This is a genomic window from Pseudomonas sp. FBCC-B545 (genome assembly GCF_059134095.1).
Map to the genome: position 1 here is coordinate 2,803,276 of NZ_CP101441.1, position 21,391 is coordinate 2,824,666.

A 21,391-nucleotide genomic window follows, 5' to 3' on the forward strand; every position below is an offset into this window, starting at 1 on the left:
CCAATGACCAATGCGCCGGAAAAAACCTTAGCCAATCTGCTGGAGGATGTCGCGGACCTTGTCCAGCGCCGGGTCGATGTCCAGGGTTTCAATGGCACCGAAACCGATGATCAGGCCCGGGCGAGCAGGTGCGTCGTGGTAGAACACGTCCAGCGGATACAAGCCCACTCCAGCCTGGCGTGCCATTTCTATCAGCAGCGTGATATCCACCGGCACTTTGCACAACGCTGCCATATGAAAGCCGGCCACCGTGGGTACTGCTTCAAACCAGGGTGACAGATCACCGGCCAGGCGCTGCAGGATGCGTTCGCGGCGCCCAGCATAGACGCTATGACAACGGCGGATATGCTTGAGCAAATAGCCCTCGCTGATGAACTTGGCCAGTGCCCATTGCGGCAGGGTCGAACAGTGCTGGTCGGTCAGTTGCTTGGCCTTGAGCACCGCGGCATAAATCGCCGGCGGCAGCACCGCGTAGCCCAGGCGCAACTGCGGCAGCAAGGTTTTCGAGAAGGTCCCGACATAGGCCACCACGCCACGGGTGTCCATGCTTTGCAGGGAGTCGGTGGGGCGGCCTGCGTAGCGAAACTCGCTGTCGTAGTCGTCTTCGATGATGATCGCGCCAAGCTCGATGGCCCGTTCCAGCAGGGCTTCGCGGCGTGGCTGGCTCATGGGCATGCCGAGGGGGAACTGGTGGGACGGGGTCACGTAGATGAGCCGGGTTCCCTCGGGAATGTCCTTGACCCGGATGCCCTGGTCGTCCACCGGCACACTGGCGACGCTCGCGCCCATGGCCATGAACAGTTGGCGTGCGGGGCTGTAGCCTGGGTCTTCCATGGCCACGATACTGCCCGGCTCCAGCACCACACGGGCGATCAGGTCGAGGGCCTGCTGGGCGCCATTGGTGACCACGATGTCGTGGTCGAGGCATTTGACCCCGCGGGAAAACGCGATGTGCCCGGCGATGGCACTGCGCAGGGCGGGCAGGCCCTCGGGCTGGCTGTAGAAACCGCTGTGCTGGGCGATACGGCGCAGGGCATGCTGGGTGCAGCGCCGCCATTCCTCCTGGGGGAATTGATTGCGCGTGGTGGCGCCGCCGATAAATTCGTAGCGCAGGATATCGTCGTCGGTGGGGTGGCGCATGGGCGAGGGCAGTGCCGCCCACTTGCTCAGGTTGGCGGCGCAGGCCAGGTCGGTGGCGCTCTGCACGCGGTCGGGCTGTGGCGCCCACGCATTGACGAAGGTGCCCCGGCCAATCTTGCCGACCAGCAGGCCTTCGTAAGTCAAGGTGGCGTAGGTGTCGGAGACAGTTTTGCGCGATATGCCCAGTTGCTCGGCGAGCAGCCGGCTGGGAGGCAGTTGTGCACCGGCCGAGAGTCGCCCGGTGGCGATGGCTTCGCGCAACTGCTGGTAAAGCTGGGCAGCCAGGTCCTTGCGGCCGGTGATGACGAGGTGCAGTTCCATGTTTCATCCTGGGACAGATCGATCTGCGCCAAGGTTACGCGCAAACCGATCCGAAGAAACCCAGGCGATGTCAGGACAGGAAGCCGCCATCCACATTCAGCGACACGCCGGTGGTGTAGCTCGACGCATCACTGGCCAGGTACAACACCGCGCCGGCCATTTCGCTGGGGGCGGCCACGCGCTTGAGCGGGATCTGGGCCAGGGCAGTTTTCAGGATCGAGTCGTTCTTGACCAGCGCCGAGGCGAACTTGGTGTCGGTCAGGCCCGGCAGCAGTGCGTTACAACGGATGCCGAACGCCGCACATTCCTTGGCAAACACCTTGGTCATGTTGATCACGGCGGCCTTGGTCACCGAATAGATGCCCTGGAACACACCCGGCGAGATGCCGTTGATCGAAGCCACGTTGATGATGCTGCCGCCGCCGTTTTCGCGCATCAGCTTGCCGGCCTCCACCGACATGAAGAAGTAGCCGCGAATGTTGACGTCAACGGTCTTCTGGAATGCACCGAGGTCCGTGTCCAGCACGTTGCAGAACTGTGGGTTGGTCGCGGCATTGTTGACCAGGATATCCAGGCGCCCGAACTGCTCGCGGATGCCGGCAAACACCTGGGCGATCTGCTCCATTTCCCCAATGTGGCAGGCAATGGCGGTGGCCTTGCCGCCGTCGGCGATGATTGCATCGGCCACGTGCTGGCAACCTTCCAGTTTGCGGCTGGAAACAATCACATGGGCGCCTTGCTGGGCCAGCAACTTGGCGATGGCTTCGCCGATGCCACGGCTGGCGCCGGAAACGAAAGCAATCTTGCCGTCAAGGTCGAACAGGTTGGTCTTGGACATGAGGGTTCCTTGTGGTTGCAATCAGAGCGCGGATTTGCCGATGACATTCAGGCTCATCTGCTCAAGCAATGTGTTCATATGGATGAACTGCGCAAAGCGTTTGTCCTGGGTCTGGCCGTGGAAGAAGCGGTAGTAAATCTGCTGCACGATGCCGGCCAGGCGGAACAGGCCGTAGGTGTAATAGAAATCGAAATTATCGATCTGGATGCCGGAGCGTTCGGCGTAGTAGTCGACGAACTGGCGGCGGGTGAGCATGCCCGGGGCGTTGCTCGGCTGGCGTCGCATCAGTTGCACCGGCGCCGGGTCGGCGGCTTCGATCCAGTAGGCGAGGGTATTGCCCAGGTCCATCAGCGGGTCGCCCAGGGTGGTCAGTTCCCAGTCCAGCACGCCGATGATCTGCATCGGGTTGTGTGGGTCGAGGATCACGTTATCGAAGCGGTAGTCGTTGTGCACGATGCTGGAGGTCGGGTGGTCGGCGGGCATTTTGTCATTGAGCCAGGTGCACACTGCTTCCCATTTTGGCGCGTCGGGGGTCAGGGCCTTTTCGTAGCGGTCGCTCCAACCGCGAATCTGCCTTGCCACGTAGCCTTCGGGCTTGCCCAGGTCGGCCAGGCCGCAGGCCGCATAGTCGACCTGATGCAACTCGACGAACTTGTCGATGAAGCTTTTGCACAAGGCTTCAGTCTTGGTCGCGTCCAGCCCCAGTTCGGTCGGCAGGTCGGAACGCAGGATGATGCCGTTGACCCGTTCCATCACATAGAACTCGGCGCCGATTACTGACTCATCGGTGCAGTGCACGTAGGCCTTGGGGCAGTACGGGAAGCCATCCTTGAGTTGATTGAGAATGCGGTATTCGCGGCCCATGTCGTGGGCGGACTTGGCCTTGTGGCCAAACGGTGGGCGGCGTAGCACGAACTCCTGGCCCGGGTATTCCAGCAGGTAAGTCAGGTTCGAGGCGCCACCGGGGAATTGGCTGATCTTGAGCGTTCCCTGCAAGCCTGGGATATGAGCCTTGAGGTAGGGATCAATCAGGCTGGCATCAAGCTCTTCGCCGGGGCGAATCTGGGTCGATTGGTCGTTCAGCGCCATGCTTATCCCTTCTGCTTATTCTAAAGGCCTTGGACTATTTCCTAATCTAATGCGCACCACCGCCCAGCGACAAGGTCGGGGCGGTTTAATAGGTTAGCGTGTTGAAGGGTGATCAGCGTGCCTGATTGGTCATTTTGCGGGCGCTGGCAACGTGACCGGGGTCAGTACGGGGCGGCCGGCAAAGTATTCCACCAGGTTGTCCGCCACCCGTTGCACCGTATCGTGGGTAGCTTCCGGTGACAGGCCGGCCACGTGGGAGGTGAGCACGGTATTGTTCAGGCGCTTGAGGGCGTCCGGCACCTTGGGCTCATCGTCGAATACATCCAGCGCGGCGCCGCCGATACGCCGTTGTTCCAGCGCGGCCACCAGGTCGGCGGTCACCACCACGCTGCCACGGCCGATATTCACCAGGAAGCCGTGCGGCCCCAGTGCGTCCAAGGCATGGCGGTCGATCAGGTGGCGGGTGCTGGCGCCGCCGGGTGTCGCCAACATCAGGAAGTCGGAGTTGCGGGCCAGCTCCACGGCGGTTGCACAGTAGGTGTACTCCACGTCATCGCGGGGTTGGCGGTTGTGGTAACTGACCTCCATGCCGAAGCCGAGGGCGGCACGCTTGGCGATCTCCATGCCCACGGCGCCAAGCCCGAGAATCCCCAATTGCTTGCCCGCGAGGGAAGGGCGCATGACCTTCGGCCATTCGCTGCGCCGCACGGCCGCATCGGTTTGAGGAATGCCGCGCACCAGTGACAGCAGCAATGCCATGGCGTGGTCGGCCACCGAGGGCGCGTTCACCCCGGCGCCGTTGGTCACCACGATCCCACGGTTACTCGCCGCCTGCAGGTCTACATGCTCGTAGCCGGCACCGATCACGCAGATGATCTCCAGCAACGGCAACGCGGCGATTTCCTCAGCGTATAGCCCCAGCGGCCCGCGGGTCAGCACGGCCTTGATCTGCCCTGCGTGGGCCTTGATCGCCTGGGCCCGCTCTGCGGGCGTCGGCGCCAGGATCACGTGAAAGTCGTTGCTCTCGATGATTTGCAGGTATTCGTTGATGGTTTCAACCAGGACCAGGACAGTGTTGGGCATGGGGCAGCTCTTACTGTGGGGTTCGATCCTGGGATTATGCGGGATTTTTGTGGCACTAAAACCGGGGGGCCAAAAGAATGTTTGCCTGGTTGAATGGGGGGCGTGCCGCTGACGCCGAGCCGGCTGGCAGCACAAGGTAATAGCGCCTCGGTGCCCAGGAGACGCTGACAGGGTTATTTGCTTTCTCGAGCCTTCTGTTGTGCCGCCTGGAAGATTTCCCGGTAATCATAGCTAGGAAAGAATTCCGTTTTGTAAGGACCCCAGGCGGTATTTTCCAGCGCCAGGTTTACAGCCGCCAACCGCGATGCCGGCAAGCGCAGAACGATAACGTGGCCGATACCCATGGTGATATTCCAGCTGACGATCTCTACGCCTGCTGGAGGAAATGTCTTGAAAAAATCCTGCTTTTCGAGTTGGGCCCTTAGTTCACCCAGTGGGCGTGATTGATCATGTTTCAGGAATACAGTCAGCATCAATGCATTGTCGGGAGTGGCAGCAGACTCTTTAACAGCAGCAGGTGCCTTGGCTTGTGCAACAACACTGGTTGAAATTAAAGCTGATGCAACGACTGTGGATATCAGCAACGATTTGAGTGGGTTTTTCATGGGGACGTATCTTCTTGTTAGTAGTTTATAAAGGGCGCACGTTAATGATTGGCGCGGGACAACGTCGATTGCTTTAATAATGCGGATGTAGCGAGTGGGTCGTGGTGGTTTTTATCGGCCCTTTGTAAGGTGCGTGAACGACATAGATACGTACGTTTTCGTTGGTCTCGACCATGTCGCGAGGTACTTCCCGGGAATAAGTGAATTCCTCGGTGTTGAGTGCTTCCAGGCGTCTGACGATGGACCTGTGCGGGCCTTTATCAGGCACGAGGATATGGGTTTTCCTGTCGCCTGTGACCAGGAAGTACCCACCACCGCCCTGTTCATATTTTGATCGCCCGGTGTCGGTATTAAAGAATTCATAACGGTTGCGTTCGGGATCCCACATCGAGATGCCGACCACACCCGGGTACTTGTCCTTGACGTCTACATCAGGGGCGCCTTCTATATAAACTTTTGTGGTCAGCCATTGGGGCGATGTGCCCAGTGCGTGGCTGTCAGCATGTTCGGTTGTTTGTCGTGCCTGACTCACGAGTGGATTAAGGAGTCCGGCGAAAAGTACAGCAGTGAAGAGCAATCTGCGCTTTTGCATACCAATAGACCTTGCGAAGTATGGATATTGTGGTGTTGGTGGCTTGTTGGTTTGCAATATAAGCGTGATAACTTGGCCGCTCAATGCTCGCGAAAATCCTTGTAACAAAAGCTGCGGTTAATAATGAAAACCACATTAAAAAATATTATTTCAAAGCGCTGTAAGTAGGTTTTTTCTTACAGGTTTTTATATCTGATTAAAGCTTAACTATTTTTTCTGTAACTTCGCGTCGATCAGAATCTGGTTAATAGAGTCAACCAGGCCAATGTCTGTGCTGGCAGCTGCTCAATTGCGGCTAATGGTCGCTGTCGAGGGCACTGCGCATCTGTCCCATGCGCGCGGGCAGCCTGACCATTGCTCAGCTAAGTCTTTGCTTATTCAAGAGAATCCCGGACAATCCGGGCCTTGTTATGGTCAGGGCGCTGCCTGTCAGGTTTTTCTGACTCGTCCTGGCCGTGTGAATGCGGAGATCCGACCGGATGAATGATCAGGCCAATAGCGTCGACGAACGCTATGCAACGACACCTGCAACCCTCACAAGCTGGAGCCGCCAGGACACGACCTGGATGCTTGGGCTGTTCGGTACCGCCATTGGCGCCGGTACTTTGTTCTTGCCGATCAACGCGGGCCTGGGGGGCTTCTGGCCACTGGTGATCCTGGCGCTGCTGGCCTTCCCGATGACATTCTTTGCCCACCGTGGGTTGACCCGTTTCGTGCTGTCGGGCCGTGAAGGCTCCGATATCACCGATGTGGTCGAAGAGCATTTCGGCATCAAGGCCGGTGCGCTGATCACGTTGCTGTACTTCTTCGCGATCTTCCCGATCCTGCTGATCTACAGCGTGGCCCTGACCAATACCGTCAGCAGTTTCATGGAGCATCAGCTGCACATCATGCCGCCGCCCCGGGCGATCCTGGCGTTCGTGCTGATCCTCGGCTTGCTGGCCGTGGTGCGTTGCGGCGAGCAGGTGATCGTCAAGGCCATGAGCCTGATGGTGTATCCGTTTATCGTCGCCTTGCTGTTCCTGGCCGTGTACCTGGTGCCGCACTGGAACGGTGGCATTCTCAGCACCGCCAGCGAAGTGCCGGCTCCGTCGGCATTGCTTAACACGCTGTGGCTCGCGATTCCGGTGATGGTGTTCTCGTTCAACCACTCGCCGATCATCTCGGCCTTTGCGGTGGACCAGAAGCGCCAGTACGGCGCACATGCCGAGGAGCGCAGCTCGCAGATCCTGTCCCGCGCGCACCTGTTGATGGTGGCGATGGTGCTGTTCTTCGTGTTCAGTTGCGTGCTGACCCTGTCGCCCGCGCAGTTGGCCGAGGCGAAGGCGCAGAACTTGTCGATCCTGTCGTACCTGGCCAACCACTTTGACAACCCGACTATCGCCTTCGCTGCGCCATTGATTGCGTTCGTGGCGATTGCCAAGTCGTTCCTGGGCCACTACATCGGTGCCAGCGAGGGCCTCAAGGGCCTGGTGGTCAAGACCGGTCGCCGCCCGGCACCGAAGACCCTGGACCGCATGACCGCCGCCTTCATGCTGGTGGTGTGCTGGATCGTCGCCACGCTCAACCCGAGTATCCTCGGCATGATCGAGACCCTGGGTGGGCCGGTGATTGCGTCGATCCTGTTCCTGATGCCGATGTACGCGATCCGCAAGGTGCCGGCCATGGCCAAGTACCGCGGGCAGGCTTCGAATGTGTTTGTTACGGCAGTCGGCTTGATTGCCATTACGGCATTGGTCTATTCGCTGATTGCCTAAGGCCTGACACAGCCTGCAAGGACTACACAGATCCAAATGTGGGAGGGGCTTGCCCCCGATAGCGGTGTATCAGTCACCCATCAATTGACTGAGCCACTGCTATCGGGGGCAAGCCCCCTCCCACAGTTGTTTGGTGGTGGTGTTGACGCCGAAGTACAGCCTGGTTGGTGTATCCGCTGCTTGCTCAAGGCCTGACACCGCCTGCAAGGGCTAAGCAGATCCAAATGTGGGAGGGGGCTTGCCCCCGATAGCGGTGTATCAGTCGCCCATCAATTGACTGAGCCACTGCTATCGGGGGCAAGCCCCCTCCCACAGTTGTTTGGTGGTGTTGCTGATGCCGAATTACAGCCTGGTTAGTGTATTCGCTGATTGCTCAAGGCCTGACACAGCCTGCAAGGGCTAAGCAGATCCAATGTGGGAGGGGGCTTGCCCCCGATAGCGGTGTATCAGTCGCCCATCAATTGACTGAGCCACTGCTATCGGGGGCAAGCCCCCTCCCACAGTTGTTTGGTGGTGGTGTTGACGCCGAAGTACAGCCTGGTTGGTGTATCAGCTGATTGCTCAAGGTCTGACACAGCCTGCAAGGACTACACAGATCCAAATGTGGGAGGGGGCTTGCCCCCGATAGCGGTGTATCAGTCACCCATCAATTGACTGAGCCACTGCTATCGGGGGCAAGCCCCCTCCCACAGTTGTTTGGTGGTGTTGATGATGCCGAATTACAGCCTGGTTGGTGTATTCGCTGATTGCTCAAGGCCTGACACAGCCTGCAAGGACTAAGCAGATCCAATGTGGGAGGGGGCTTGCCCTCGATAGCGGTGTATCAGTCGCCCATCAATTGACTGAGCCACTGCCATCGGGAGCAAGCCCCCTCCCACAGTTGTTTGGTGGTGTTGCTGATGCCGAATTACAGCCTGGTTGGTGTATTCGCTGATTGCTCAAGGTCTGACACAGCCTGCAGGGACTACACAGATCCAAATGTGGGAGGGGGCTTGCTCCCGATAGCGGTGTATCAGTCGCCCATCAATTGACTGAGCCACTGCTATCGGGGGCAAGCCCCTTCCCACAGTTGTTTGGTGGTGTTGCTAATGCCGAATTACAGCCTGGTTGGTGTATTCGCTGATTGCTCAAGGTCTGACACAGCCTGCAGGGACTACACAGATCCAAATGTGGGAGGGGGCTTGCTCCCGATAGCGGTATATCAGTCACCCATCAATTGACTGAGCCACTGCCATCGGGAGCAAGCCCCTTCCCACAGTTGTTTGGTGGTGTTGCTGATGCCGAATTACAGCCTGGTTGGTGTATTCGCTGATTGCTCAAGGCCTGACATAGCCTGCAAGGGCTAAGCAGATCCAATGTGGGAGGGGGCTTGCCCCCGATAGCGGTGTATCAGTCGCCCATCAATTGACTGAGCCACTGCCATCGGGAGCAAGCCCCCTCCCACAGTTGTTTGGTGGTGGTGTTGACGCCGAAGTACAGCCTGGTTGGTGTATTCGCTGATTGCTCAAGGCCTGACACAGCCTGCAAGGACTACACAGATCCAAATGTGGGAGGGGGCTTGCCCCCGATAGCGGTGTATCAGTCACCCATCAATTGACTGAGCCACTGCTATCGGGAGCAAGCTCCCTCCCACAGTTGTTTGGTGGTGTTGATGATGCCGAATTACAGCCTGGTTGGTGTATTCGCTGATTACTCAAGGCCTGACATAGCCTGCAAGGGTTAAGCAGATCCAATGTGGGAGGGGGCTTGCCCCCGATAGCGGTATATCAGTCGCCCATCAATTGACTGAGCCACTGCTATCGGGAGCAAGCCCCCTCCCACAGTTGTTTGGTGGTGTTGCTGATGCCGAATTACAGCCTGGTTGGTGTATTCGCTGATTGCTCAAGGCCTGACACAGCCTGCAAGGACTACACAGATCCAAATGTGGGAGGGGCTTGCCCCCGATAGCGGTGTATCAGTCACCCATCAATTGACTGAGCCACTGCCATCGGGGGCAAGCCTCCTCCCACAGTATTACGGGCATAAAAAACGCCGCGTATCTTGCGATACGCAGCGTCTTTCACATCAACACACCGTTAAGCTTGAATCACCGGGATGTTGGCGCTTGCAGCGATCTTGCGGAACTCAGCGATCTGGTCGAAGTTCAGGTAGCGATAGACGTCGCTGGCCATGGTGTCCAGTTTCGCTGCGTAGCCCATGTACTCTTCGACGGTCGGCAGGCGACCCAGAGTGGAAGCGACTGCCGCCAACTCAGCCGAAGCCAGGTAGACGTTGGCACCATCACCCAGGCGATTCGGGAAGTTACGGGTCGAGGTCGACACCACGGTCGAATTCGGCTCTACCCGTGCCTGGTTACCCATGCACAGCGAGCAGCCCGGCATTTCCATGCGTGCGCCAGCCTTGCCGTAGATGCCGTAGTAGCCTTCTTCGGTCAGCTGATGCGCGTCCATCTTGGTCGGTGGCGACAGCCACAGGCGGGTTGGCAGCTGGCCCTTGACCTGTTCCAGCAGCTTACCGGCAGCGCGGAAGTGACCGATGTTGGTCATGCACGAACCGATGAACACTTCGTCGATCTTCTCGCCGGCAACGCTGGACAGCAGACGGGCGTCGTCCGGGTCGTTTGGCGCGCAGAGGATCGGCTCGTTGATCTCGGCCAGGTCGATCTCGATGATTTCGGCGTATTCGGCGTCGGCATCGGCTTCCATCAGTTCCGGGTTGGCAACCCAGGCTTCCATCGCCTGGGCGCGGCGTTCCAGGGTACGCGCATCACCGTAGCCTTCACCGATCATCCAGCGCAGCAGGGTGATGTTGGAGTTCAGGTACTCGGTGACGGAGTCCTTGGACAGCTTGATGGTGCAGCCGGCAGCCGAACGTTCGGCCGAGGCGTCGGACAGCTCGAAAGCCTGTTCCAGCGTCAGGTCGTTCAGGCCTTCGATTTCCAGGATGCGCCCGGAGAAGGCGTTCTTCTTGCCTTTCTTCTCTACGGTCAGCAGGCCAGCCTGGATCGCGTAGTAAGGAATGGCATGCACCAGATCACGCAAGGTGATGCCAGGCTTCATCTTGCCTTTGAAGCGCACCAGGATCGATTCCGGCATGTCCAGTGGCATCACGCCAGTGGCTGCGGCAAACGCGACCAGGCCGGAACCTGCGGGGAACGAGATGCCCATCGGGAAACGAGTGTGGGAGTCGCCACCGGTACCGACGGTGTCCGGCAGCAGCATGCGGTTCAGCCAGCTGTGGATGATGCCGTCGCCTGGACGCAGCGATACACCGCCACGGGTCATGATGAAGTCAGGCAGGGTGTGGTGGGTGGTCACGTCGATCGGCTTTGGATAGGCCGCGGTGTGGCAGAAGGACTGCATCACCAGGTCGGTCGAGAAGCCCAGGCACGCCAGGTCCTTGAGTTCATCACGGGTCATCGGACCTGTGGTGTCCTGGGAGCCCACGGTGGTCATCTTCGGCTCGCAGTAGGTGCCAGGACGAACGCCTTTGCCTTCTGGCAGGCCGCAGGCCTTGCCGACCATTTTCTGTGCCAGGGTGAAGCCCTTGCCGGTGTCGACAGGCGCTTCAGGCAGCTTGAACAGGTCGGTAGGGCCCAAGCCCAGTTCGGCACGGGCCTTGTCGGTCAGGCCACGACCGATGATCAGCGGGATACGGCCGCCGGCGCGAACTTCGTCCAACAGCACCGGGGTCTTCATTTCGAAGGTGGTCAGGACTTCATCGGTGCCGTGCTTGCAGACTTTGCCAGCATGAGGGTACAGGTCGATCACGTCGCCCATGTTCATGTTGGTCACGTCGAATTCGATCGGCAGTGCGCCCGCATCTTCCATGGTGTTGTAGAAGATCGGAGCGATCTTGCTGCCGAAGCAGAAACCGCCGGCACGCTTGTTCGGCACGTAAGGCACGTCGTCGCCGAAGAACCACAGTACCGAGTTGGTTGCCGACTTACGCGACGAACCGGTACCGACCACGTCACCGACGTAGGCGATCGGGAAGCCTTGGCCGCGCATCTCTTCGATCTGCTTCATCGGGCCGGTCTTGCCTTGCTCGTCCGGCACGATGCCTTCGCGAGCCATTTTCAGCATAGCCAGGGCGTGCAGCGGGATGTCAGGGCGGGACCAGGCGTCAGGCGCAGGGGACAGGTCGTCGGTGTTGGTCTCGCCGGTGACCTTGAACACGCGCAGGCTGATCTTGTCGGCCAGGGTAGGGCGGTTACGGAACCACTCGCCGTCAGCCCAGGACTGGATCACGCCTTTGGCATGCTCGTTGCCATTGCGGGCTTTTTCAGCCACGTCGTGGAACGCATCGAACATCAGCAGGGTGTGCTTGAGCTGGGCGGCCGCGACGGGCGCCAGGGTGGCGTCGTCCAGCAGCTCGACCAACGTCACGATGTTGTAGCCGCCTTGCATGGTGCCGAGCAGTTCAACAGCGCGTTTTTTGTCAATCAGGGGGGAAGTGGCTTCGCCCTTGGCCAGGGCAGACAGGAAGCCGGCCTTGACGTAGGCAGCTTCGTCAACGCCCGGTGGAATGCGGTTGGTGATCAGGTCAACGAGGAATTCTTCTTCGCCAGCCGGAGGATTTTTCAGCAGCTCGACCAGGCCTGCGGTTTGTTCGGCGTTAAGCGGCTGGGGAACGATACCCAGGGCGGCACGCTCTTCGATATGTTTGCGGTAGGCTTCAAGCACAGTTATTACCCTCATCAGTGGTCCCACGGGACGCTCATCCAGGCATGAACGGCACGCATGCGCTCGGGGGCTTTTTGAGCCGCAAAGCCAGCGCTGCCGTCATTCCTTTACAGAAGCTGCTTTCAAAGTTTTACGCCTGCAGAACGGAGCTGATGAGGGTTGGCGCGGGTTCTGACCTACCGGGTCGAGCCCACGCCAACACCGTTCTGAAGGAACGACTGTGCTCGTGACGCTTTGAAAACAGCTTCCAGCGGATTATTGGCGCCTTACAAGGCCGGGTGATTCTACGGCAAAAAAAATCTAAAGGTAAGTTGCCTGTCCAAGTTTGCTGGGTGATCAACCTTAGACAAAGGGCTAACATGGCGCACTGTTTCGCTGATTTGCGTGTTGTTGACCATGCCCAACCAAACCATCAAGACCCCCTGCGTCGGCCTGTGCTCCACGGTCTACGGCGATCTCGTGTGCCGCGGCTGCAAGCGCTTCCACCACGAAGTGATCCAGTGGAACGGCTATAACGAAGAGGAAAAACGCGCAGTCTGGCGCAGGCTTGAGCAACTGCTGGTGCAGGTCATGGCCGGCAAAGTGGAGGTCTTCGACCCCAAGACCCTGCGCGGGCAGTTGGAGCAACGCAAGATTCGCTTTGTGCCGCACCAATCCGAGTACTGCTGGGCCTACCAACTGATTGCGCGCGGGGCGCGGGTGATCAACAACCTGGAGGCGTATGGAATGGTGCTGTTGCCGGAGTTTCGCGATTGGCCCTTGCCGGACCTGCGCGATGCCATTGATCGGGAGTTCTTTATCTTGTCCGAGGCGCATTACCAGCGCTATATCGCGCCGGGGTTCCTGAGAGATGCGCTGTCTACCTGACAGCATGCATCCAAATGTGGGAGGGGGCTTGCTCCCGATAGCAGTGTGTCAGTCAGCCCATCCTTCACTGACCCACTGCAATCGGGAGCAAGTCCCCTCCCACATTTTGCCCTCTATTGTTCTTCAGGGCTTGGTTGCCAGTTCTTGCAGATGATCCATCAACTCCTGCGGCTTGAGCACCAGCACATCGCTTTGCACCGCATCCAGCACCACCTCCGCCGTATTGCCAATCAACGCCCCGGAAATCCCGGTGCGCGCCACGGTGCCGATGATGGTCACTGCCGCTTGCAACTGATGGGCGATGTGCGGGATCAGCACATCGGCCGGGCCTTCCTTGATATGCAGGTGCCTTTCGTCCACGTCGAACTCAGCCTGGAACGCCCGGCACTGCTCGCGATAGCGCGCCTCGATGGTTTCCTTGAGCTGGAAGGTAGGATCCGCCGCCGACAGCATTGGCGACGGGTGGGCGCTGATCACATGCAGCTGCGCCTTGGCCAGGCTGGCGATATCAAACCCGTGGTCGATGATCGAATTGTGCAGCGAGCGGTGTTCGCCGTCGGTGTTGCCCACATCGATGGCCGCCAGAATCACCCCGCCGGCCCATGGCGTGGCGGTCTTGACCAGCAGCACCGGCGTCGGGCAATAGCGCAGCAGTTTCCAGTCCGCCGGCGTCAGCAGGGCCTTTTTCAGCGGGCTGTCGGGAAAGTGTTGCTTGATCACCAGGCCGCAGCCCTCGGCTTGCTGCACATCGATGATGGTTTCATGCAGGCTGTCGTTCCACGCCTGTTCGGTGGAGACGCTGTAGCCGTCGTTCCTTAAACCTTCCTTGAGCACGCTCAACAGCGCCGAATGCTCATGGTTCTTGTCGCAGACCAGCAGGTGCAGGTGTGCGTCGGTCACCCCGGCGATCAGCTTGGCGCGCTTGAGGGCCAGGCTTTCCGAATGCTCGGGCTCGATGACCACCAGAATGCTGCGGATGGCTTGCATGATCAGGATCTCCAGGAAGGGGCATGCAACAACTATAGTTGCTGCCCGCCAGACGTCATGTTGATACACATCAAGGCCGGTGGCTGGTGGTCTTCGACGGGGTCGGTATAATCGGCGGCCTTTTGTGATCCTTTGCCCGTGAGCCCGATGAACCTGCCCGAAATCCATGAATTCCTCGGCTGCCGCACCCCTGACGCCTGGGTGCAGGCTGCCCTGGCCGATCAGGACACCCTGCTGATCGACCACAAGAACTGCGAATTCAAAGCGGCCAGCACCGCCCTGAGCCTAATGGCCAAGTATCACGCCCACGTTGACCTGATCAACATGATGTCGCGCCTGGCCCGCGAAGAGCTGGTGCACCATGAGCAAGTCATGCGCCTGATGAAAAAGCGCAAGGTCGAGCTGCGCCAACTGCACGCCGGCCGTTATGCCTCGGGCTTGCGCAAGGTGGTGCGCAGCCATGAGCCGGTCAAGCTGGTGGATACCCTGGTGGTCGGCGCTTTTATCGAAGCACGCAGTTGCGAGCGTTTCGAAGCGTTGGTGCCGCACCTGGACGAAGAACTCGGCAAGTTCTACTTCGGCCTGTTGAAAAGCGAGGCGCGGCACTTCCAGGGGTACTTGAAGCTGGCGTACCAGTATGGCGATGCCAAGGACATCGCCCAGGTGATCGAGCGGGTGAGGGCGGCCGAGCAGGAACTGATCGAATCACCCGACATCGAGTTCCGCTTTCACAGTGGCGTGCCAGCCTGAGGCCACGGCCACACCGAGCAAGGCGGTGATGCCGGCCAGCAGCAGGATCACCGTTCGCATGCCCAGGGGCGCTGCCAGCACGGCAATCATCAGGCCCGCCAATGGCTGGGCCAGGTTGTTGAGCAAGGTGATCACACCCACCGTCTTGCCGAAATCCTGTACTGGAATGACCCGTTGGCGGGTGCTGCGCAGGTATACGTTGAACATCTTGTCGAAGCCGGTCACCAGCAGGAAGCCCACGGCGTAGGTCCACACGCCGGGGCTGATCGCAGTGATCAGCGCGCCGACGGCAATCATCGAATACGACAGCCCGCCCATCACCTTCAGCGGCAACGCTGAGCGCGCCAGATAAAACAGAATCACGATGGTGACCAGCGCCCCGGCGGCTTGCAGCAGGGCGTAGGCATCTTTGTCGGCGGCGTAATGGCCGGTGACCATCGCGACCGAAGTGGCCAGCGTCACCCCGACAATCAGATTCACGCCGACCGCCAGGGTGATGATGCGTTTCAACTCCACCCGGCTGCGGATGTGGCCGAACGCGGTGCGCAGGGGTTGCAGCCAGATACCCGGGTGCTGCTCATGGATCTGCAGGTTCGCCGTGGTGTTGCGCTGCCAGGTCAGCATTGCCAGGTCTGCCAGCACGAACAGTGCGGCGACACCGAGCACTACCCAGGGCCACGCCCAGACTTCCAGCATCAGCGCTGCCAGCAACGGCCCGAGCACCAGGCCGCTTTGATCGGCGATCTGTGAGTAGGACAAGGTCTTGGCGTAGGTGTAATGCTGGAAGATATGCGGCATCACCACTTCCCGCGCCATGATGCCCTGGGTGGTCAATACTCCGCACAACGCGGACAGGATCACCAGCCAATAGATACCCTCGAACAGCCCGTAAAGCGCCACCGCCGCCACACAGGCCAATGCCCGGTACACCTGGCTGATGTGCAGGATGCGCACCGGTGAAAACCTGTCGCAGAGCGCTCCGCACACCGGAAACGCCAGGTAGCGCGGCAGCGACTCGACAAAGAATGCCAGGCCCGCCCATGACACGCTATTGGTGGTCTGGAACACGATCAGCGGCACGATGAACAGCAGGATCTGGTCGGCCAGCCGAGACAGGAACAGCGAAACGAAGAACGCCAGGTAATCCTTGCGCATGGAACTCCCTGTGAATGGCGTAAAAGATTGCAGGTTATTTGTTAAAAACTCTTAAAAGCATGAAGCTTCGTCGGTGCGTACTGGCCAGCGGCTTCTGTTGGCCAGCTTGCCACCTATAATGCCCACACTTCAATCCGCCTATCCACACTGAGAACTTATGGAAAACCTGGGTCTGGGCAAGGTCCTGCTCGTTGAGGACGATGAGAAGCTGGCAGGGCTGATCGCACATTTTCTATCGCAACATGGTTTTGAGGTACGGGTGGTCCACCGGGGCGATAAAGCCTTGGCGGCGTTCATTGAGTTCAAGCCGAAGATTGTCGTGCTCGACTTGATGCTGCCGGGCCAGAGCGGGTTGCATGTATGCCGCGAGATTCGCAATGTGTCGGATACGCCCATCGTGATCCTCACCGCCAAGGAAGATGACCTGGACCATATCCTCGGCCTTGAGTCCGGCGCTGACGATTACGTGATCAAGCCGATCAAGCCACCGGTACTGCTGGCTCGCCTGCGCGCCTTGCAACGCCGTCAAGTGCCCGAACCCACGGTGCGCGGTGCCCTGGAGTTCGGCCGCTTGTCGATCGATCGCAGTTGCCGGGTGGTCAGCCTGGGTGGCGAGAACATTGACCTCACCACCATGGAGTTCGAGCTGCTGTGGTTGCTGGCCAGCAGCTCGGGCAAGATTCTTTCGCGCGATGACATCCTCAATCGCATGCGCGGCATTGCCTTCGACGGCCTCAATCGCAGCGTCGACGTCTATATCAGCAAATTGCGCGGCAAGCTCAACGACAACCCCCGCGAGCCGGTGTGCATCAAGACCATCTGGGGCAAGGGTTACCTGTTCAATCCGTTCGCGTGGGAGGCCTAGATGCTGAGATTGTATCTGCGCCTCTACGTCATCCTCGCGCTCGGCCTGGCCGGGTCGATCTGGCTGGTCAACTACGGCCTGGACGCGTACATGCCAGAGTCCAACGAGACCTATAACCGTGAAGCCCTGCGCGGCCCGGCCTGGGCTTTGGTGGAGCAACTGCGGCCGGTGCGGGGTGAAGCGCGCCAGGCACGCCTGGATGAGCTGCAACCGCATTATGGCTTGCGCCTGCAACTGGTGCCGCGCGACGCACAGCACCTGAGCGAGCGCGAACAGAAGCTCCTGGCCAATGACCAAGTGGTGGTGCGCGAGGACTTCATGAAGTTCCTGGCACCTATCGACGACGGCCCGCAATTGCTTGAGATCCAACTGCCGGAAGAGCCCAAATGGCTGTACTTGTGGGCCTATGGCTTTCTGGGCGTGAGCCTGGCCGTTGTCCTGTATTTCTGGGTGCGCCCGCACTGGCGCGACCTGGAGCACATCCGCCTGGCCGCGCAACGCTTTGGTGACAACGACCTCGGTTCGCGCATCCTGCTGCCGCGTCGTTCCACCGTGCGCGAACTGGCGGGGCACTTCAACCAGATGGCCGAGCGCATCGAAAGCCTGATCGCCAACCAGCGCGAACTGACTAATGCCGTGTCCCATGAATTGCGCACACCCATTGCGCGTTTGTCGTTCGAGCTCGATCAGCTCAGGCAACAAAGTGATCCACGCCAGAGCCGTGAGCTGATCAGCGATATGTATTCCGACCTGGGCGAGCTGGAGGAAATGGTCTCCGAGCTGTTGACCTATGCCAGCCTGGAGCGCGGCGCCACCCAGGTGACCCGCGAGAATATCGAGGCCCACAGCTGGCTCGACAGCGTCATCGGCAGCGTGGCCCTGGAGGCCGAGGCGGAAGGGGTGCAGTTGTCACTGCGCACCTGTGAGGTCGACTTTATCCGGATCGAGCCACGCTTTATGGCGCGCGCAGTGATCAACCTGTTGCGCAACGCCATTCGTTATGCCGACCGCCGTGTGGAAGTGTCGCTGGTCAAGTTCGGCAGCGGTTACGAAGTGCGGGTCAATGACGACGGCCCAGGCGTACCGCTGGAGGGCCGCACCAAGATCTTCGAACCCTTCCTGCGCCTCGACACCAGCCGCGACCGCCGCACCGGCGGCTTTGGCCTGGGGCTGGCGCTGGTCAAGCGCGTAAGCCAATGGCATGGCGGGCAGGTGCAAGTGCTGGACTCGGAGTGGGGCGGGGCGTCATTCCGGATGACCTGGGCGTATGCCGAGTAACACCTTTTGAATACTGCGCGGCTCAAATGTGGGAGGGAGCAAGCCCCCTCCCACATTTTGATTGGGTTACCAACTTGAATCAGAAGGTGTATTCCACCATCCCCATCACCGACGTCTGCAAGCGCCGCTCTACAATCGGGCTCTTGCCCGCTTTATCCGCCAGGTACTGCACATCCAGCAAGGTGGAGAACTGAGTGTGCTCGTTGATCGGTAAGCTCCACACCAGGTTCATACCATTGCTGATATTGCCGCCTGTGGCCTTATATTCCTTGAAGCGGCTGCGGGCGGCCTGGCCAGTGGTCACGCCGTACCAGGTCTGCAGGTAGTCGCGGTCGCCGAAATGGCTATTGAGGCTGGCATCGACGGAACCGAAGCGGCCTTCATACAGGTTGGTGCCCAGGCTCAGCTCCAGGTGGGTGTAGGCCTTGCCGGTATCTTTGTGGTCATCTTCCTTGAGCGCGTGTTCCAGGCTGGCGCCGATGATCACGCCACCGAGGTTATAGGCCGCGCTCACTCCCAGTTGCGGGCGTGATTTGATCTCGCCCATGCCTTTGAGGCGTTTGGAGCCGGCGTGCATGCTTTGGTTTTTATCTTTACGAGAATCGCTTGCGCCGACGTAGGCGCTGAGGCTCAAGGCATTGCCTTCATAGCCCCAGCCCAGCCCCGTGTCGGTGTCGAGGAAGATGCCCCAGGGGCTGATGATTTTGCCGCCCAGCACGGGGGCTGTCATGCGTTCGTCACTACCGCTGTAGCGCGGCGCATTGGCTACGCCGGCCTTGAGGCTGTATTGCCAGTCTTCGGCCAGGGCCGTGCCGGCAGTGGCCAGCAGGCACAAGGAGGTGAATGACAGGCACAGGTTCTTTGGGTACATCAGGGGATGCTCCTGGTTAGAAATTCAGGGGGGTGTTGGGGGAATGCGTACGTTTGAAGGAGTAGCCCGAGGCACTCAGGCCATTGATCTGGCGGCTGACGGTGTCTCCCAGGCCGTAGCCGCTGCCGGCCAACACCGCATGGGCGTTGTCCACGGGCAGCAGGATGTAGTCGGTCAGCGGCTCGTCATGCAATTGGCCGCGAATCACCAGGAACCCCTCTTCCAGGCGCACGCTGATGCCGCTCAATGGCGCGTCGGGTTCATGGGTGTTAAGCACTTGGTAGGTGCCGATAGTGTCGGCCCAGGCCGTGGGCAAGGGCGGTGCCTCGATGCGCTCGCCAATGGCGATGCGCTGGCCGTGACTGCGTGCAGTGAGTATCTGCCGGCCTTGTACTTTCACTACATCAAGCTGGATGCGGCCCAGGTCGCCCAGGTCCTTGAGCCAGAAACCGAGGACCTTTTTCTGCGCGCGCAACCAGCCTTGGTCATCGCGCAATAACTCGAAGTCATAGCCGGCCAGTTCACCGGCCAGGCGTTCATGGTCATCCTTAATGCGGAACACGCCCCAGGCGGTCGCGTAGAATCCGGCCAGGCGCTTGCGATCAATGGCTGCCGGTACATGACGCAGCTTGAGGCCGTGGCTGGGGGCCTGGCAGTCGTCGGCGCAGACGGGTTTGCCGGTCTGGGCCTCAAGCATCAGGCGCAGGCTGTCGGTGGACAGCGACACCACCATCTCTTCGGCATTGCTGTCGTTGGCCATGATGATCACGGCCAGTTGCTGGTCCGGCAGCAGGGTCAATTGCGCGGCGAAATCGTCACCGCCACCGCTGTGCTGATAGGTGCGCACGCCTGGACCAATCGGCTCGTCACCGCAGGGCGCCAGGAACCAGCCCAGGCCCATCTGGCAGTCGAAGTCCAGGGCGTTGCCGGTGTTTTGCTGGGTGAACATCGCGTCAATCGATGTGCTGTCCAGCACCTGGTTGCCTTTGTAGCGGCCTTTGGCGAACAGCATCTGCACATAGTGGCTGAGGTCCTTGGGGCTGGCCCACAGGCCGCCGGCGGCGAGGTCGCGCACCTGCGCGTCGGTGCTCGCGTTGCCGTCCTCATAGCCCAGGGCGCGAAAGCTCAAGTGCGCGCCGGTGCCGAGGAAACTGGACTGATTCATCTGCAAGGGTTTGAACAGGCTGCTTTGCAATTGCGCTTCGAAACTTTTGCCGCTGCTGCGTTCGATGGCGGCGCCCACCAGTGAATAACCGAGGTTGGAATAAGCCACCTGGGAACCTGGCAGGCTGCTCAGCCACACGCCCGATACGCGCATCGGCATCTGCCCCATGGCGTAGGTGCTGTGCAGGTCGCGCAAGTGTTCGCTGGGTAAACCGGATTGATGGCTGAGCAAACGCCGCAAAGTGATCGCACGATCAGCCTCGGCCTGGTCGCTATGAAAACGTGAGCGTACGTAGAATTCGCGCAGGGTTTGCTGGATCGGCGCATCCAGTGCCAGGCGTTGTTGCTCTACCAGTTGCAACGCCGCGGCGGCGGTGATCAGTTTGGAGATGCCGCCGGCACGAAACGCCGTATTGGCAGTGACCGGTACCCCTTGGGCCTTATCGGCCAAGCCAAAGCCACGGGCCCAGATCAGTTCCTGGCCGTTGACCAGGGCAATCGACAAGCCCGCTACATTTTCCCTCGCCATGTCCTTGGGAATGCGGGCTTGCAGGTAACGGATGATCGCGCCGTAATCGCCTTTTTGAATCGCCGGCGGGGCAGGCGGCTGCGAGTGGCAACCGATACTGCCCAACAGGCAACCCAACAGCGGAATACCGCGCAATCTGCGAAACATGGAAGAGCACCCGATTGGTATTTGGATGCTCGAATGCTAGGGCTGCGGGGGCCAACAATCTTTGAGTGCTTTGTCGAGAAACTGTCAAAGACTGTTAACGGCTACCGCTCCACACTACTTAAGTACGGCGCAACACTGTGGGAGGGGGCAAGCCCCCTCCCACCTTTCAAGCCTCTGTTAACCCACAAGTCCCAAACGCTCATGCCAATCGGCAATCGATTCCTCAGGGTATTCATCGAACCGCAAGTCACCCTTGCGCACACTGACCTCCACCCACGGCGCCTTGGAGCCCAGCATCAGGTGCGTGTGTTCCGGCGGCACCGGCAGCGGCGTGTCGATGGCCGAGGCAAACGGGTGGGTCAGCTCCGGCCACTGCGGGCTGAACAGCCACAGGCCGCTGCCGCACCGGGAGCAGAAATGCCGCTCGGCGCTGCTCGCATGGGCACGGCTGGCGCCCTCGGGCTTGAGCTCGGCGTGGTAGATGGAAATCTGCTTGCGCCCGCGTACCTTCAAGCTCTTGGCATCACCACCAAGGTTGATCGCATAACCGCCGCCGCCCTGGGTCTTGCGGCAGATCGAGCAGTAGCAGCGCTGGTAAGGGTAGGGGTGGGCGCTGGTCAGGCTGAATGTCACAGCGCCACAATGGCAGGATCCTTCGAGTTGCATGG

17 protein-coding genes are annotated in these 21,391 nt (G+C 59.9%); 5 read left to right on the top strand and 12 right to left on the bottom strand.

What is annotated here, in order from left to right; translation table 11 throughout:
- Positions 1-27: 27 nt before the first annotated feature.
- The 6 genes from pdxR to NMB39_RS13000 all read right to left on the bottom strand — a co-directional run bounded on the left by pdxR (position 28) and on the right by NMB39_RS13000 (position 5,668).
- Positions 28-1,461 (bottom strand): MocR-like pyridoxine biosynthesis transcription factor PdxR, encoded by a 1,434-nt coding sequence (gene pdxR, locus NMB39_RS12975; RefSeq protein WP_198720667.1) that lies wholly within the window; start codon positions 1,459-1,461, stop codon positions 28-30.
- A 70-nt stretch (positions 1,462-1,531) separates the two neighbouring features.
- Positions 1,532-2,299 carry an SDR family oxidoreductase gene (locus NMB39_RS12980; RefSeq protein WP_043050946.1) on the bottom strand — a complete coding sequence of 256 codons (768 nt, stop codon included), beginning with the start codon at positions 2,297-2,299 and terminating at the stop codon, positions 1,532-1,534.
- A 21-nt stretch (positions 2,300-2,320) separates the two neighbouring features.
- Complete coding sequence (locus NMB39_RS12985) at positions 2,321-3,388, bottom strand: phosphotransferase family protein (protein ID WP_494339115.1); 1,068 nt, start codon at positions 3,386-3,388, stop codon at positions 2,321-2,323.
- Between the two features lie 129 nt (positions 3,389-3,517).
- Positions 3,518-4,471: a 2-hydroxyacid dehydrogenase gene (locus NMB39_RS12990; RefSeq protein ID WP_494339114.1), complete on the bottom strand. Its 954-nt coding sequence runs from the start codon at positions 4,469-4,471 to the stop codon at positions 3,518-3,520.
- A gap of 173 nt (positions 4,472-4,644) precedes the next feature.
- Positions 4,645-5,076: a hypothetical protein gene (locus NMB39_RS12995; RefSeq protein WP_306958067.1), complete on the bottom strand. Its 432-nt coding sequence runs from the start codon at positions 5,074-5,076 to the stop codon at positions 4,645-4,647.
- Positions 5,077-5,149: 73 nt separating this feature from the next.
- Positions 5,150-5,668 (bottom strand): DUF4822 domain-containing protein, encoded by a 519-nt coding sequence (locus tag NMB39_RS13000; RefSeq protein WP_494340594.1) that lies wholly within the window; start codon positions 5,666-5,668, stop codon positions 5,150-5,152.
- Between the two features lie 479 nt (positions 5,669-6,147).
- Here NMB39_RS13000 and NMB39_RS13005 point away from each other — a divergent pair, with 479 nt between their 5' ends.
- Complete coding sequence (locus NMB39_RS13005) at positions 6,148-7,425, top strand: serine/threonine transporter (protein WP_494339113.1); 1,278 nt, start codon at positions 6,148-6,150, stop codon at positions 7,423-7,425.
- A gap of 2,075 nt (positions 7,426-9,500) precedes the next feature.
- Here the strand turns inward: NMB39_RS13005 and acnB are convergent.
- On the bottom strand, positions 9,501-12,110 hold the full coding sequence (gene acnB, locus NMB39_RS13010) for a bifunctional aconitate hydratase 2/2-methylisocitrate dehydratase (RefSeq protein WP_034119870.1): 2,610 nt from the start codon (positions 12,108-12,110) through the stop codon (positions 9,501-9,503).
- 396 nt (positions 12,111-12,506) lie between these two features.
- Between acnB and NMB39_RS13015 the strand changes: the two genes are divergently transcribed.
- The gene (locus NMB39_RS13015; RefSeq protein ID WP_057025283.1) at positions 12,507-12,977 is read left to right on the top strand and encodes a DUF1289 domain-containing protein; all 471 of its coding nucleotides are present in this window, start codon (positions 12,507-12,509) and stop codon (positions 12,975-12,977) included.
- A 123-nt stretch (positions 12,978-13,100) separates the two neighbouring features.
- On the opposite strand, the gene NMB39_RS13020 is transcribed toward NMB39_RS13015, so the two are convergent.
- Positions 13,101-13,964: a universal stress protein gene (locus tag NMB39_RS13020; RefSeq protein ID WP_043050938.1), complete on the bottom strand. Its 864-nt coding sequence runs from the start codon at positions 13,962-13,964 to the stop codon at positions 13,101-13,103.
- Positions 13,965-14,111: 147 nt separating this feature from the next.
- Here NMB39_RS13020 and NMB39_RS13025 point away from each other — a divergent pair, with 147 nt between their 5' ends.
- Positions 14,112-14,714 (top strand): MiaE family protein, encoded by a 603-nt coding sequence (locus NMB39_RS13025; RefSeq protein ID WP_056846174.1) that lies wholly within the window; start codon positions 14,112-14,114, stop codon positions 14,712-14,714.
- On the opposite strand, the gene NMB39_RS13030 is transcribed toward NMB39_RS13025, so the two are convergent.
- Positions 14,670-15,869 (bottom strand): MFS transporter, encoded by a 1,200-nt coding sequence (locus tag NMB39_RS13030; protein ID WP_494339112.1) that lies wholly within the window; start codon positions 15,867-15,869, stop codon positions 14,670-14,672. The genes NMB39_RS13025 and NMB39_RS13030 overlap by 45 nt on opposite strands.
- Positions 15,870-16,026: 157 nt before the next feature.
- On the opposite strand from NMB39_RS13030, the gene NMB39_RS13035 reads away from it, so the two are divergent.
- The gene (locus NMB39_RS13035) at positions 16,027-16,734 is read left to right on the top strand and encodes a response regulator (RefSeq protein WP_043050936.1); all 708 of its coding nucleotides are present in this window, start codon (positions 16,027-16,029) and stop codon (positions 16,732-16,734) included.
- Positions 16,735-18,012, top strand: coding sequence for an ATP-binding protein (locus NMB39_RS13040; protein WP_057025285.1), 1,278 nt, complete (start codon positions 16,735-16,737; stop codon positions 18,010-18,012).
- Positions 18,013-18,091: 79 nt separating this feature from the next.
- On the opposite strand, the gene NMB39_RS13045 is transcribed toward NMB39_RS13040, so the two are convergent.
- From NMB39_RS13045 to NMB39_RS13055, 3 genes are all read right to left on the bottom strand, one after another.
- On the bottom strand, positions 18,092-18,883 hold the full coding sequence (locus NMB39_RS13045) for a MipA/OmpV family protein (RefSeq protein ID WP_059397856.1): 792 nt from the start codon (positions 18,881-18,883) through the stop codon (positions 18,092-18,094).
- Positions 18,884-18,899: 16 nt separating this feature from the next.
- Positions 18,900-20,723: a serine hydrolase domain-containing protein gene (locus NMB39_RS13050; RefSeq protein ID WP_494339111.1), complete on the bottom strand. Its 1,824-nt coding sequence runs from the start codon at positions 20,721-20,723 to the stop codon at positions 18,900-18,902.
- 177 nt (positions 20,724-20,900) lie between these two features.
- Positions 20,901-21,389 (bottom strand): GFA family protein, encoded by a 489-nt coding sequence (locus NMB39_RS13055; protein WP_494339110.1) that lies wholly within the window; start codon positions 21,387-21,389, stop codon positions 20,901-20,903.
- Between the last annotated feature and the right edge of the window lie 2 nt (positions 21,390-21,391).